This window comes from Actinocrinis sp. (assembly GCF_035605935.1).
Classification (GTDB): Bacteria; Actinomycetota; Actinomycetes; order Streptomycetales; family Catenulisporaceae; genus Actinocrinis.
On the sequence record NZ_DATNGK010000161.1, the window covers coordinates 1 to 14753 of the forward strand.

General features: G+C 66.4%; 10 protein-coding genes. 6 read left to right on the forward strand and 4 right to left on the reverse strand.

Going from position 1 to position 14753, the window contains the following annotated elements; translation table 11 throughout:
* On the reverse strand, positions 1–1121 hold a 1121-nt coding region (locus VN779_RS13445; protein ID WP_325723068.1), incomplete at its 3' end, for a glycoside hydrolase family 6 protein.
* Positions 1122–1968: 847 nt separating this feature from the next.
* On the opposite strand from VN779_RS13445, the gene VN779_RS13450 reads away from it, so the two are divergent.
* On the forward strand, positions 1969–4008 hold the full coding sequence (locus tag VN779_RS13450; RefSeq protein WP_325723069.1) for a cellulose binding domain-containing protein: 2040 nt from the start codon (positions 1969–1971) through the stop codon (positions 4006–4008).
* Between the two features lie 85 nt (positions 4009–4093).
* Complete coding sequence (locus VN779_RS13455) at positions 4094–5143, forward strand: LacI family DNA-binding transcriptional regulator (protein ID WP_325723071.1); 1050 nt, start codon at positions 4094–4096, stop codon at positions 5141–5143.
* 221 nt (positions 5144–5364) lie between these two features.
* Here VN779_RS13455 and VN779_RS13460 read toward each other — a convergent pair whose 3' ends face one another.
* Positions 5365–6360, reverse strand: a complete 996-nt coding sequence (locus VN779_RS13460) for a GDSL-type esterase/lipase family protein (protein ID WP_325723073.1) — start codon at positions 6358–6360, stop codon at positions 5365–5367.
* Between the two features lie 412 nt (positions 6361–6772).
* Here VN779_RS13460 and VN779_RS13465 point away from each other — a divergent pair, with 412 nt between their 5' ends.
* The gene (locus tag VN779_RS13465; protein ID WP_325723075.1) at positions 6773–7210 is read left to right on the forward strand and encodes a universal stress protein; all 438 of its coding nucleotides are present in this window, start codon (positions 6773–6775) and stop codon (positions 7208–7210) included.
* Positions 7211–7335: 125 nt separating this feature from the next.
* Here VN779_RS13465 and VN779_RS13470 read toward each other — a convergent pair whose 3' ends face one another.
* Positions 7336–8070: a GH12 family glycosyl hydrolase domain-containing protein gene (locus tag VN779_RS13470; protein ID WP_325723077.1), complete on the reverse strand. Its 735-nt coding sequence runs from the start codon at positions 8068–8070 to the stop codon at positions 7336–7338.
* Positions 8071–8653: 583 nt separating this feature from the next.
* Here VN779_RS13470 and VN779_RS13475 point away from each other — a divergent pair.
* The gene (locus tag VN779_RS13475; protein WP_325723079.1) at positions 8654–10123 is read left to right on the forward strand and encodes an arabinofuranosidase catalytic domain-containing protein; all 1470 of its coding nucleotides are present in this window, start codon (positions 8654–8656) and stop codon (positions 10121–10123) included.
* Between the two features lie 82 nt (positions 10124–10205).
* Positions 10206–11627, forward strand: coding sequence for a ricin-type beta-trefoil lectin domain protein (locus VN779_RS13480; RefSeq protein ID WP_349260778.1), 1422 nt, complete (start codon positions 10206–10208; stop codon positions 11625–11627).
* Positions 11628–11735: 108 nt separating this feature from the next.
* Here VN779_RS13480 and VN779_RS13485 read toward each other — a convergent pair whose 3' ends face one another.
* The gene (locus tag VN779_RS13485) at positions 11736–12476 is read right to left on the reverse strand and encodes an alpha/beta hydrolase (protein WP_325723083.1); all 741 of its coding nucleotides are present in this window, start codon (positions 12474–12476) and stop codon (positions 11736–11738) included.
* Positions 12477–12965: 489 nt separating this feature from the next.
* Here VN779_RS13485 and VN779_RS13490 point away from each other — a divergent pair.
* A partial coding sequence (locus tag VN779_RS13490) for a cellulose binding domain-containing protein (RefSeq protein ID WP_325723085.1) occupies positions 12966–14753 on the forward strand: 1788 nt, incomplete at its 3' end.

Here is a 14753-nt window from a genome sequence, read left to right on the forward strand (position 1 = left end):
CCGTCGGATTCGCCCGGGGGCTTGATCCACACGTCGGCGATGATGTGGTCACCGGAGCCGTAGGGGTTGGCCTGCGGGCGCGCGCCGATGCCGGCGCCGTTGACGTTGCACCAGTCGCCGCGGAAGGGGCGCTGGTCCACCTTGTTCGCCGCGACGTAGCTGTTCACGTCCGTCGGGCTGGAGTTGAGCGAGGTGGGCCGCTTGGCACCACCCCAGCCGTTGCGGGAGGTGTCGATGATCATGCCCACGCTGCTGGGGAATCCGCTGGAGACGAACTCGTTGTACATCGCCTCGTCGTAGCTGTGCTCGTCGAAGTACGGGTTCCACTGGTAGAAGTTCGCGGACTTCAGCGGTTGTCCGCCCACCGTCAGACTCGAGTCGGGCAGGAACGGCTCGTCGGACGGGGTGGTGTTCGCGGTGTCGGAGACGAAGCCGTCCACCGTCGCGTAACCTCCGGCCGCGGACTGCACGACCTTGGCGTACTCGGGGCCGGCGCCGGTCATGTTGTTGGGCCAGCCGAGCCAGCCGGAGTGGCCGATGTCGAGGTAGTTGTAGATCTGCGGGCCGATGGCGTGCAGCTTGCCGAGCGCGTAGGCGATGCCCTTTTCGTAGTAGGGGATCGCGGCGGCGCAGGCGGACTTGCTCTGGTTGGTGACCGCGTTGGGCAGCGAGTCGGGCTCGACGAAGTTGACGATCCGCAGGTTGCTGTACTTGGCGTTGCCCTCGAGAGCGACGATCGGGTCGATGTACTGCGACTCGTACTGCGTCAATCCAGCGTCGGTGGCCGGGATCTCGCCGTTGGAGGCCAGTGCCGCGCAGTCACGGCCGGGCAGGTCGTAGACGACGACCTCGATCATCACTGGGCTTGAGCTGCTCTGCGCCTGCGTGACGGCGTCGTCGAGCTGTGCCTGCAGGCCCAGGTGGGTGCTGTCGCCGGCGATGGCGCCGATGTGGTCCATCCAGATCGCGGTCTGATACGACGCGACCTTGGCCTCGGCGGAACTGCCATCGGCCGACGCCTGAGACTGGACCTCGGAGACATAGTTCGGGTTCAGATACGGACTCGAACCGGTGAACGGATTGGACACGTGCGTGGCCGCCTGGGCCGCTTGCGCACCCATCAAGGGCATGAGTAGCGAGGCGCCGACGGCGAGCGCTAGAGACGCAGCTCGAGTCGGACGGGGGTGAACAACCACTGGTTGCCTGTCCTTCGGAGGTTGGTAGGCCGAACGGCTGGAGAGCAGCCGCCCGGTCGGAACCGCGGTGGTGGGATGACCGCGCAGTGTCAAAGTACGAATCGCGAAAGAATCGTCAACATCCGGCGACCGGGACGCGGCTCTCACCTGGTTGACGGCCATGGGATGCGCCGAAAGTTACATGCCTGATGCAGGCCCTCGGTGAAGTTCGGGCGAACGCCAGCACGCGTGTCCGACGGTTGTGATACGAGGTATAAGCAGTCGAATTTGTCGATCCGAATCGAATAGCCGTCGATCTCTTGTCGAAAGTCGACCACCACCTGAGCGTTTCGACGAAGCGCTTCACAGCGAGGCATCCCATCAACACAGGAGGCTGCCGTGGAACTTTCCTGAAAGCGTTTCGGCGCCGACCTACTGCTCAGGTGCGCGGTGCGGATCGAAGTCAGGGTGATCAAGAAAACATTTCGCGGTGCACACTGCGAAACTTTCTCGGATGAGGCGCCCGGCAGTGTCGCGGCCCGTCAGCGATATCGCTCGTACCTGCGCTGTCGAACGCTCCCCCGATCGCTGAACAGTGGGCGTCCCGGGACGGCTTGACCGGTGTGGAGCGTCTTTCGCACCATGCCAGTGCTCGTAGAGGCGTTTTGGCACCGATCCGGCGTTCCCTTATCCGTTGCAGGTAGGGCGCCAGAAAGCGATGGGTCGTATGCACATACCGGCACTGCGCGATTGCACTTCGCCGCGGCGAGCGCGACGCTTCGCGGCCGCCGCCGTGACTGCGCTCATAGCCGCCGCGCTCCCCATGGCCCCAGGACGGGCGGCCCACGCAGCGACCGCGACGGTGCACGTCACCGTCAACGCGAACGAGGGTCTCGGGACTGTGTCCAGTACTGCGTATGGCGCGAACCAGGCGGTCTGGGACGGCAACATGAACACCCCGGCGAGCGCAACTCTGCTGAAACAAGCGAACGTCGGCATGCTGCGTTACCCCGGCGGTTCGTACGGGGACGGATTCCACTGGCAGACCAACACCGTGACCGGCGGCGGCTTCGTCCAGCCTGGCACTGACTTCGATTCCTTCATGGGCACGGTCAAGTCCGCCGGCGCGCAGGCGATCCTGATCGCGAACTACGGCTCCGGTTCGGCGCAAGAGGCCGCGGACTGGGTGAAGTACGCCAACATCACCAAGGGCTATCACGACCAGTACTGGGAGATCGGCAACGAGGTCTACGGCAACGGCTACTACGGCGCGGACTGGGAGCTGGACAACCACGCGAGTAAGAGCCCTGCGACGTACGCGAGCAACGTCGTGCAGTACGCGCAGGCGATGAAGGCGGTCGACCCGACGATCAAGATAGGGGTCGTACTCACCCTGCCGGACAGCTGGCCCGACGGCATGGTCGCGGCCGGCGACAGCAAGGACTGGAACCAGACCGTGCTGCCGATCGTCGGCCCGTACGTCGACTTCGCCATCGTGCACTACTACCCGAACCACACCACCGCGGCAGATGTGCTGCAGCAGACCAAGCTGCTTCCCGCCGAGCTGGCGCAGCTACGCGAACAGATCAACCAGTACGCCGGGGCGAACGGCCCGAACCTCGGCATCGCGCTGACCGAGACCGCGTCCAACTTCCAGTCGGCCACCCAGCCCGGCGCGCTGTTCAACGCCGACGTGTTCTTCACCGCGCTGGAGAACGGCGCCTTCACCGTCGACTACTGGGACACGCGTAACGGTACGGACTGCAGCAACATCACCACCGCGCCCGACGGCGCGAAAGACCCCGGAGACGGCGGCATGCTCTCCAGCGGGGCCTCGTGCGAGCCACCGCTGAACACGCCGTTCCCGGCTTACTACGCGCTGCAGATGCTCAGCAAGGTAGCCCAGCCCGGCGACACGCTGGTCAACTCGGGTTCGGACAATCAGCTGGTCTCGGTGCACGCGGCGCGCAACGCGAACGGCGACCTGAGCGTCGAGCTGGTCAATCAGGACCCGGATAACGCCTACTCGGTCAATCTGGATTACGCGGGCTGGACGCCGAGCAGCGCCACCCCGACCGTCTACACCTACGGCGATGAGGCGACCTCAATCACCAGCGCACAGCAAGGAACCGCCGGCACGCAGGTCATCCCGCCCTACTCGATCGTCACGCTCAAGCTCACCCCGTCCGCCACCAATCCAGTCGACAGCACCCTGACAGCTCCCGGCAGCCCGGCCGCCACCGGCATCAGCGCCGACGGCGCGACGATCTCCTGGCAGCCCGCAACCGGTGGCGACGTGACCAGGTACGAGGTCTACGAGCAGTTCGGTACCAACAGCGTGCTACTCGGTGAATCGACCTCGACCTCGTACACCGCGCACAATCTTCAACCCGGCACCGCCTACACGCTCAACGTGCTCGCCACGGACCAGAAGGGATACCTGTCGGCTCCGTCCTCGCCGGTAACTTTCATCACCGCAACGCCCCAGCACAGCACCTGCGCGGTGAGCTATTCGCTGAGCACCGACTGGGGCAACGGCTTCGTCGCCAACATCTCAGTGACCGACACCGGACCCGACCCGATCACCGGCTGGACGCTCGCGTTCAGCTTCCCCGCAGCTACCGAGTCCGTCTCCGGCAGCACGTGGAACGCCGGCTTCGTGGAGAGCGGCCGCAACGTGGTCGTCACCCCGCAGAACTGGAACGCGAATCTCGCCGCGAGCAGCGGCAACACCGTCAGCTTCGGGTTCGTCGGCAACCAGAGTGGCGCCAACCCGCCGCCTGCCTCCTTCACTCTCAACGGCGCTGTCTGCACGACCACCTATCTGTCCTGATATACAGCTTGGATCCGTGAGAGTCTGCCGGGAGGCGTGCACGCGCCTCCCGGCCGGCCTGTTGAGAAAGCGAAGGTGGGTGACCGTGGCGGACGACCGTTCGGCAGCGCGCGCGGCGGGAGCGGACGAGCCGGACGCCGGCGCGCCGGCGGGTCCGGTGACCATCGCGTACATCGCCGAATCGGCCGGAGTCTCGGCTCCCACCGTGTCCAAAGTGCTCAACGGGAAGAAGGGCGTGTCCGACGAGACCCGAGCCCGCATCGAGGAGCTGATCAACCGATACGGATACCGCAAGCCACCGAACCGCAGCAACGTCCTCGAACTCGTATTCCGCGAACTGCGCAGCATGTGGGCGGTGGAAATCATCCGCGGCGTGGAGCAGGTCGCCCGCAGGAACCGGGTCGGCGTGATGATCTCCGCGTTCGGCCTGCACGACTCGACCGGCACGCTGATCCATGACACGCTCGCGCGGCGCCCGCAGTGCGTGCTCTCGGTTTCGCAACTGTCCGACGCGGAGCGCGAGCAACTTCGGGCCAAGGGCATCCCCTTCGTCGTGTTCGACCCGACCTCGGAGCTACCCGACGACGTTCCCTTCGTCGGCGCGACCAATTGGCGCGGAGGCCGCTGCGCCGTGCAGCATCTGGTCGGTCTCGGACACCGCCGCATCGCCATGATCAGCGGGCCGCAGGACGTGCTGTGCTGCCGGGCACGACAGGCCGGCTACGAGACCGCCATGAAGGCGGCCGGACTGCCGGTAGCACCTGACCACATCGTCACCGCGCAGCTCACCCGCGAGGACGGCTGCGCCGCGGCGCGCGGCCTACTGGCCCGTCCCGAGCGGCCCACGGCGATCTTCGCATCCAACGACCTGCAGGCGCTCGGGGTCTACCAGGCCGCTCGGGAAGCCGGGCTGCGTATACCCGGGGACCTGAGTGTCGTCGGGTTCGACGATCTGCCGGTGGTCGCCTGGGCGGACCCGCCGTTGACCACGGTTCACCAGCCGCTGACCGAGATGGCGGCCGCGGCCACCGAACTGGCCCTCGCCCTCGGCCACGGCGAAGCTCCGCCGCAGATCGGCATGGAGATCGCCACCACGCTGACCATCCGCGAAAGCACGGCTCCGCCTAAGGACTGACGGCCGCCGGCGGACTCTTCCCGCATGCCGGGCTCGATAGTACGGTCGCCCGCGACAGTTCGTGATCTAGGCGCCGGAGGCATTCCGTGCCGTCGCCCAGTGCCGGCCGCTTCTCCGCGATTCCGAGGAACCATTCCGGCCTTGCGACGCTGACTGTTGAGGCCGAAGCGTCGACCAACACGCTCAGCAGGGCGCGACAGTGTGCGGATGCCGTATGGCCGTCACCTGGCCGGCACCAATCCGTGTGCGGCCAATTCCCGGAAAACCAGGCCCGCCATGACGGTGGCGCCATATTCGCTGAAGTGCGAGGCGTCCTTGACTCCGTCGTGCGCGACGGTGAGGTAGATCGGCCAGGACCCGGCGTCACCGAGTCGTTCGAGTAGCGCCTCGCTGTCGGCCGTCAGGTCGAGCAACGGCACCCGCTGTTCGGCGGCGACGCTGCGCATGACCGCCGGTAGGTCCACGCCGAGGTTGTTGACGATCCGCCCGGTCGGGGTGATTTTGCCGTCCGTGCCGAACAGGTGCCGAACCGGCGGGGTAACGAGCACGGGAACTGCGCCCGTCGTTCGCACCCCATCGACCAGGGTTTGCAGGTTCGCCCGGTAGGTCGCCTCGGATGTGGTTTTGTCGTTGTGAGCGAGCTGGATCAGCACTGTGTCTCGGCGGTGGAGCAGTGGCTGTACGGTCGCGAACAAGCTGGGATCTGCCAGCCAGCTCACCGTGCTCGATCCGGAATCGCCGTAGTTCGCCAGGCTGATGTGGGAGGGAAGGAACTGCGCAAGTTCCTGGCCCCAGCCGCGCTTGGGCCCGTTGAGCCAGTCGGCCGCGGTCGAGTCACTGATAACGAAGATCTGCGGCGCGTGCGGGCGCGCCCTTACTTCGATGTCCGCTAGCGCGGGTGCGGCGCCGCCAATGTAGACCTGAAGGCCGGGCGTTCCTGGACCCTCCTGCCCATCCGGCATGCTCTCCGGGGTGCGTACGTTTACGGTCACCGTGCGCCGCAGGATCTGCCCGGCCGCCGTGTCGATCCTCGGCAGTACAGTGCGCCGGGCCTCGACCTGAACAGTGGTGTCAGCAGCCTGCGTCCTGCTGCCCAATGCCAGCCGGATCTCGTACGTGCCGGGCGGCACGTCGAAAGTACAGATCCAGCCCGGCGCCGCTGCGGCTGGGACACATTGGCTCGGCAGGTGCGGCGCGTCGGCTGCGTTCGCGGGCATCGCGCCAGCCAATGACGCCACGGTGAGCGCGGTACCGGCCAGGGCGGTCGACCTGCGCCGTCGCAGGCTTCGAAGACGAGAGCGAGACCGGTGTTGCGGGCTTTGCGTCACGGTGCCTCCTGTGGTGCGATGCCGGGCAGGGCGATGGTGACGAGGGCGCGCTCAAGAGCGTGTTGTGCGGACGCCCGGATGCATACATGCTCCGCGCTGAATCGATTCAAGCGCGGGGTGGCGGGGATCGTCAACACCACGATCCTGATTCACTGGGGCGAGGTTCAGACAGCAGTAACGGCGCGACTGCAACGTGGTATGGATCACCTCGCACAAGGGAATCGGCCTTGGCTTCCGCACGCTGATCAAGCACAGAGGGCCCCAGATCCGTGAGACCCCGTTCGGATTGGAAGCTGATCCCATGTACAAGAACATCCTTGCCGCGGTCGACGGCACGGCGCACGGCGCGGCGGTGCTGGACGCGGTGGCCTCTCTGGCGAAGCTGAACGGGGCCACGGTCCACGTCATCCACATCCGGCCCCTGCAGGTTCTCGGCGGCTCGTTCGCGCCCAGCGCGGTGGTCTCGCCGGAAGAGGAGGCAGACGGTCAGCGGGTGGTGGACGACGCGCTAGCCCGGCTGCGTGAGGACGGCGTCACCGCCGAGGGAGAGGTCGACGACGGGCTGCGCGCGGAGCTGGCCGACATCCTCGTGCAGCGGGCGCAGGCGCTGGGCAGCGATCTGATCGCGGTCGGACCGGGCCACTACAGCGGTATCTCGGCCCTGCTGCACTCCAGCGTGAGCCGCGGCGTCGCACGGACCGCCGGGGCGTCCGTCTTGCTGGTCCACAGCGAGGTCTAGCGGACAGTCACGGCGATGCGCACGTGGGTCGGCTCCGGCGCGCTCACTCGAGCGCGCCGGAGCTCCACTGCGGACCGTGTTACCAGGTGACGCGCCGCGCCAGCCGCCGCGCGCTGACTGCGATGTCAGCCGGAGGAGACCCAGTAGCTGTTGACTTGGAAGTTCATGCCGCCGCTTGAGGAAGTGATCTCCCAGCCGAATTGGACGTTGCCCAGGGTGATGTTGCCGATCCAGTGCTCGTTGTTCTCCAGCCATCGCAGCACGCTGAGGATGTCGACGCTGCCGGAGGTGGAGCGGCCGGTGTTGAGGAACGAGTAGACGTTGTTCGAGCCGTTCCAGCCCTTGTACACGTTCCAGTTGAAGCCGCCGACGCTGACGTTGGTGACGTACGAGCCGATGGGTCCGATCGGGCCGGTCTGGTTGAGCCAGAGCATGATCTCGTTGGCGTTGCCCGAGTCCCAGATGTCGTACGCGGTCTCGAAGGCCCCGGAGGACGGCACCGAGACGTTGTAACCGGAGGTGACCCAGCTCAGCGAGTTGATCGGCGTGCCGACCCACTTGCTGACGTTCGGGTAGGACTTGATGCCGCCGGTGTTGGGCTGGTTCGACCACACGCCCCAGTTGCTGTAGGAGTTGGCCCAGATCGTCTGCGGGCCCGCTCCGCTGCCCCAGACGTCGTTGTAGAGGGTGTAGCCTCCGTTGCTCCACGACGCCCACCGGTCGCTGGAACTCCACGTGGCGGCCTGCGCAGGTCCAGCGGCCAGGGCGAGGGTGGCTCCCGCCGCGGCGATCGCGGCGAGCGGGCGGACGATCTTGTGCTTGCGTGCGGTGGTCGCAAGGCTGGGTGTGCGGTGACGCATGTTGGGTGCCCTCTCCGTTGAGGCGGTGCATGTAGAAGCGTGCGTCGAAGCGCTTCGAATCATGAGCCGACAAACGGTAGGCGTCAAGGCGTTCACGACGGGGAAACGGTAAAAGATCCGTCATCGAATGCGGCTGTCGCTTCGACATGGTTCGACTAGCGGCGCAGGTGAGAACATATGAGCGTCGCGGCGGCGGCGAAAATTCGTGCGCCTCTGCGCTTGTTGAAGCGCTTCGACAGTATCAACACGGCCTCGCCGGCCCGTGAAACCGGCTTCGTCTGTCGGAAATTGTTCGTAGCGTCGCAGGGTTCGATTCTGTCGCTTGTCACGGTTCGCGTACCCGCGCCCCTCGCCCGGTCAGAGATTCTTTGCCTCATGCTGCGGCGAACTGGCGCGTGAGAAGTCAACAGTTCTCCCGCTCACCGGTGTCGCCGGCGGCTTGCGGCCTGCTTGACAGGCCGTGGAGGGCCAGGCACCGTCTGCATTCCGAAACACCTCGGAGTCTTTCGCGACTGGGTCGGGGCGCCGGAGTGTTAGCGCTAACAATCGACGAATCATGCTCAACGTGGAGCAGGGAGACGGCATGGAAGTAAGCGCATGGAGCGGTCGCAGGCTCGGCGGTGTCGGGGCCGCCATGGCGGTCATCCTCGGCGCGCTCGTGGGCACCGCGACCTCGGCGAGCACCGCGCACGCCGCGTCGCAGGGCCCGTGTGACATTTACGCGGCCGGCGGCACGCCGTGTGTGGCCGCGCACTCGACGACGCGCGCGCTGTACGCGACGTACAACGGCTCGCTGTATCAGGTGCGGCGCTCCTCGGACGGCGCGACGACGAACATTGGCGTGCTCTCCGCAGGCGGGGTTGCCAACGCTGCCGCCCAGGACACGTTCTGCGCGGGTACGAGCTGCGTGATCACCGTGATCTACGACCAGTCCGGGCGCGGCAACAACCTGACCCCGGCGCCCGCCGGCGGATATGTGCACACCCCTGACAGCCCGGCCAACGCCACGGCGGCGCCGATCACCATCGGCGGGCAGAAGGCCTACGGCGTGTTCACCACGACCGGCATCGGGTACCGCGACGACTCCACCAACGGGGTTGCTACCGGGGACAACCCCGAGGGTGAGTACGACGTCGTCGACGGTACGCACTACAACAACGGGTGCTGCTTCGACTACGGCAACGCGGAAACCAGCAACAACGACGATGGCAACGGCACCATGGAGGCGATCTACTTCGGTAACGCCTCGTACTGGGACCGGGGCGCCGGCAACGGCCCGTGGATCATGGCCGACCTGGAGAACGGCCTGTTCTCCGGCTCGAACGTGAACAGCGTCAACTCCGGCGACCCGACGATCAACTACCGGTTCACCACCGCGATCATCAAGGGCGAAGCGAACCAGTGGGCGATCCGCGGCGGCAACGCCCAGTCGGGCAGCCTGTCCACCTTCTACAGCGGACCGCGCCCACCCGGCTACAACCCGATGCACAAGGAGGGCGCGATCCTCCTCGGCATCGGCGGCGACAACAGCGACGGGGCCGCGGGGACCTTCTACGAAGGCGCGATGACGTCCGGCTACCCGTCTGACGCCACCGAGAGCGCGGTGCAGGCCAACATCAACGCCGCCGGATACGGCGCCAGCGGCGGCGGTGGCGGCAGCACCGGCGCTTTGCACGCGGAGGGCGCGAGTAAGTGCCTTGACGACCCGAACGGCAGCACGACCGGTGGCACGCAGATGCAGATCTACGGCTGCAACGGTCAGGCGAACCAGACCTGGACCCGCACAGCCTCGAACCAGCTGACCGTCACCAATAACGGTACGACGGACTGCCTGGACGCCAACGGCCAGGGCACCACCGCGGGCACGAAGGTGATCATCTGGTCCTGCAACGGCGGCAGCAACCAGCAGTGGCAGTTCAACTCCAACGGCACCATCACCGGAGTGCAGTCAGGCCTCTGTCTCGATGTGACCGGAGCGTCCACCGCCGACGGCGCGCTGGTCGAACTGTGGACCTGCAACGGCGGCAGCAACCAGCAGTGGAACCTCGGATAACGGCGTAGGCGCACTGCGGAAAAGAAGGGGATTGAGCAACGTGAGTATTCGTAGACACCGGTTGCAGCGTGGCGCCGGGGTCATGGTTTCGCTGGTGCTGCTGCTGGGCGCACTGGTCGCCCAGGTGTCGCATCCGAGCGCGGCGCGGGCCGCGACCACCCAGTTCCGCGGCGTGAACTGGGCGGATCCCAACGACAACTTCATCACCGGCCCGAACATCCCGGTCGGGCTATCGACCGCGGACAACTACGCCACCACGTACACGAAGTCGACCGCGATCCTCAAGGGATTCCAGGCCCTCGGTGCGAACACCGTGCGCTTGGGCATGAACGCGGCGACCACCTCCGGGTCGTGGTGGGGCAGCTACACGGCGGCTCTCGACGCGGCGACCGCGCTCGGCATGAACGTCATCATCGCCCCGTGGCTGCAAGGCGGGACGGTGAGCGACACCACGTCCTTCTATCAGATGTGGGACACAGTCATCGCCAAGTACGGCGGCAGCAGCAACGTGTACTTCGACATTATGAACGAGCCCTACGCGATGAACGCCACGCAGCTGACCAACTTCGAAGCCGGCTGGCTGGCGCGCTATCCCAACGTCCCACGCGGGCGGGTCATCGCACCCGGCCTGTACTCCGACGGGAACCTGTGCGCGGTGGGCGCGGACTCGCGCCTGTCCGGCACTCTGCTGTCGATCCACATCTACAGCATGTTCGGAGACTCCCACACCACCGAGGCGGCGTGGGTCAGCGACTTCCAAAGCAACCTGTGCGGCTACGCAAGTCGAGCGGTGGTCACCGAGTTCGGCGTGCCGATGAACACCGGGGTCAACTACAACGGCCCCAAGGACGGCACGAACAACATCTCCTACCTCTACGCCATCACCGACACGGTGCGCAGCATGGGCATCGGCTCGGTGCTGTGGACCGGCGTCAAGCAGGCCGGCCAGACCACCGGGCCTGGACCGTGCGACAACGCCTCCTGCGCGATCACGACGCTGAACGGCAGCGGCACCAACCTCTCTCTCACGCTCAACAACCAGTCGGGCCTTGACCGGCTGCAGTGGGGCTGGGGGACCGGCACGAACCCGGGTGGGGGCGGCGGGGGCGGTGGCGGCTCTAGCGGTGTGCTGCGGGGAACCGGATCGAACCGGTGCCTCGACGTTCCCAGCCAGGCCACGACCAACGGCACGCTGCTGGACATCTGGGACTGCAACGGCGGCGCGAATCAGCAGTGGACGTACTTGTCCAACGGTGAGCTGCAGGTCTACGGCAGCAAATGCCTTGACGTGCCGGGCCACGCGACGAGCGCCGGCACGCGCGTGGAGATCTGGGACTGCAACGGCGGGGCCAATCAGCAGTGGAACCTGAACTCCGACGGCACGGTCGTCGGCCGCGAGTCAGGACTGTGCCTGGATGTGTCCGGCGCGGGCACGGCCAACGGCACCGCGGTGGAGATCTGGACCTGCAACGGCCAAAGCAACCAGAAGTGGTCCAGGCAGTAACCGTCACGGCGATCCACTTCGCAACCCCAGGGCCCCGGTGCTACGGCACCGGGGTCCGCTAGGCGTGAGGTGAGATTGTCCAACCCGGCGTTCCTGCGCAGCCCGGCCTCACTTAAGGTGCCGGGCGAAGAACCGGTCCCCGTCGTCGCCCTCGAACTGCGGGACGCCGGTGTGCCCGCCCATATTGGCGTGCAGCGTCTTCTCCTTGGAGCCGAACGCGTCGAACAGGTCCAGGGCAGACTGCCGGTCGTTTCCTTCGTCGTCCCACTGAAGCAGGACCAGCAGCGCAATGGTCACCTGCCGAGCCTCATCGAACATGGCGCGGGGCACGAAACTCCCGGCGAACAGGACGGCTGCCGCGATCCGTGGTTCCACCACGGCCAGCCGGATGCCGATGGAGATCACTCCGCCCGCGTACCCGACCGGGCCGCCGATCTCGGGCAGCGAAAGGAGGACGTCCAGCACGCCCCGCCATTCCGGGACCGCGTTTTCGACGAGGGGGAGGATGAGCCGGTCGACAATCTCGTCGTTGACTGGCTCACCGGCCCGTAGCGCTTGGCGAAGGTCGGCGCGGGCCTGCTCGACGGCGGCGAAACGGGGCCGCTCACCGCTGCCGGGAAGCTCGATGGTGGCCGCGGCGAAGCCTTGCGCCGCACAGTGCCGGGCCCGGGCCACCAGCCGGGGGTACATCTTGTGCAGTCCACCGGGATGGCCGAGCAGGATAAGCGGAGCCGGTGCGGACGCGGACGCGGATTCGGGCGTCCAGAGGATGCCGGGGATCTCGCCGAGGGTGAATTCGCGCTCGAAGACGTCGTCGTCCTCGAGACGTTGTTCAGCAGTGAAGCGCATGGTCGTGCCTTTCGGGAGTGCTCTGTAACGGCGCTCCCGGACGACCTATCGTCCGACCGTGGCCCCAGAGGGGAGCACCCATGTCGGTTCGTTCACGGGTACCACCTCCTCGGTCTCTCGCACGGCCTGCGGAAGAGTACCAGCGGTCGCCGCGGCCCTCCAACGGCGTTTCGCGGAAATCCGGACCGGACGTTGTCATAACCGGGAGGCCAACCATTCGGCGCAGCCGCGTAAGTTTCGCTTCGAACGATCTCCGCAAGGCGATCGCAGTGCGCTGCCGGTACCCGGCTCAAGCCGCATACGAACGGCGCAGATTCGGTATGGATCAAGCGTGCAGCCGCCGGGTGCCGCGCAGGGCTTGTCCTTGACGCGTTCGGTTTGCTCTGGCAGTTTCGCCCGACGAAACGGCCCGACGCAGTTCTCTGACGACATAGTCGGCGTCGTCCGCGAGATGTTAGCGCTAACAATCCATTTAGCTCTGGAGGGCTCATGCGAGTGCCGAAGGCAGCGGCATCCGGGTTCGCACTGGCTTTCGCTGCGGTCTCAGCAGTGGTGGCGGTCGCGCTGCCTGCGCGCGCGGCTACTACGTTGGTGGTCAACGCGGATCAGCCGTTTCGGCCGGTGACGCACGTAGCCACCGGAAGCCTGTATGGATTGGCTTCGGCGACGGTCCCGTCCGACAGCCTGGTCGAGCCATTGCACCCGAACACGTTCGTGCAGATGCCGGCCGGGGGCCACCAGCAGCCCACCGGCGACATCCTGAAGGTCGCGCCCGAGGCGCAGCGCGCGGGCGCGAAGCTGGTGGACCGCCTCTCCGACTACTACGCGGGCTGGCCGTACCAGTTCAGCTGGAGCACCTGGCCGAACGCGGTCTCCTCGCAGATCCAGCAGGTCAAGGCGGCGGGCATCTCGAACCTGGCGTCCTGGGAACTATGGAACGAGCCGGATAACACCTGGCAGTCCGCCAACGGCACGTTCGAGTCGTTCTGGACCACGACCTATCGGCAGGTGCGTTCGCTGGACGCGACCACCCCGATTCAGGGGCCGAGTTTCTCGGACAACATCAGCGACATGCAGAACTTCCTGCGCAACGCGGTGTCCACGAACACCGTGCCGGACATCATCGCCTGGCATGAACTCGAGAGCTCGTCGAAGATCGCCGGGGATGTCGCGACGGTGACTAACCTGGAGAAAAGCCTGGGTATCAGCCCGCGTCCGATCGCGATCGAGGAATATGCGGCCCCGGCGCAGGTGGGTGTGCCGGGCGCGCTGGTCGGCTACATCGCGCAATTCGAGCGGCTGGGCGTCAATAACGCGGAGTTGGCGTTCTGGAATCAGTCCGGGGCATTGGGCGATCTGCTCACCGGGCAAGGTGGCAGTCCGAATGGCGCGTACTGGCTTTACGACTGGTACGCCGCGATGACCGGCAACATGGTCACCACGACTCCGCCCGGCGGCGGTTTGGACGGAGCCGCCGCGGCGAACTCGTCGCAGAACCAGGTCAGCGTGGTGTTCGGCGGCGGCAGCGGCTCGACGGCGGTGACCGTGAACGGGCTCGGCGCGCTCTCCGGGTTCTCGGGCAGTTCGCAGGTCACTGTCACACTGCAAGACACGCCTTCGCCGGGACGCACCGTAGCCGTTTCCGCACCGACCACAGTTTCGCAGAGCACGTACACAGTGATCAATGGATCGATCACTGTGCCGGTCTCCTCGATGAATTCCAGCTACGGATACCACCTGGTCGTCACGCCCGTTTCCTCCAGCGGCGGCAACACGGTGACGGTGACGAATCCCGGGAGCCAGAGCGGGACCGTGGGCACCGCGATCGCTCCCGTGCAGGTGCATGCGGCGGACTCGGCGTCGGGTCAGACGCTGACGTACACGGCTAGCGGCCTGCCCGCCGGTCTCTCGATCAGCTCCGCCGGATTGATCTCGGGCACCCCGACCGCGGCAGGCACCTCGAACGTGACAGTCACCGCGAGCGATTCGACCGGGGCGTCGGGTTCTGTCTCGTTCAACTGGACAATCGGCACGAGTTCCACTGGCGGCGGGACGTGTCAGGTCTCGTACGTGAAGAACGAGAGGGGCGGCGGGTTCACCGCGAACGTGACGGTCACCAACACCGGCACGGCCGCGATCAACGGCTGGACGCTCAAGTGGAGCTTCCCCGGCGACCAGAAGATCACCAACGCCTGGAACGCCACCGTCACCCAATCCGGTAGCACGGTCACCGCGACCAACGTCAGCTACAACGCCGCCATCGCCCCCGGCGGCAAC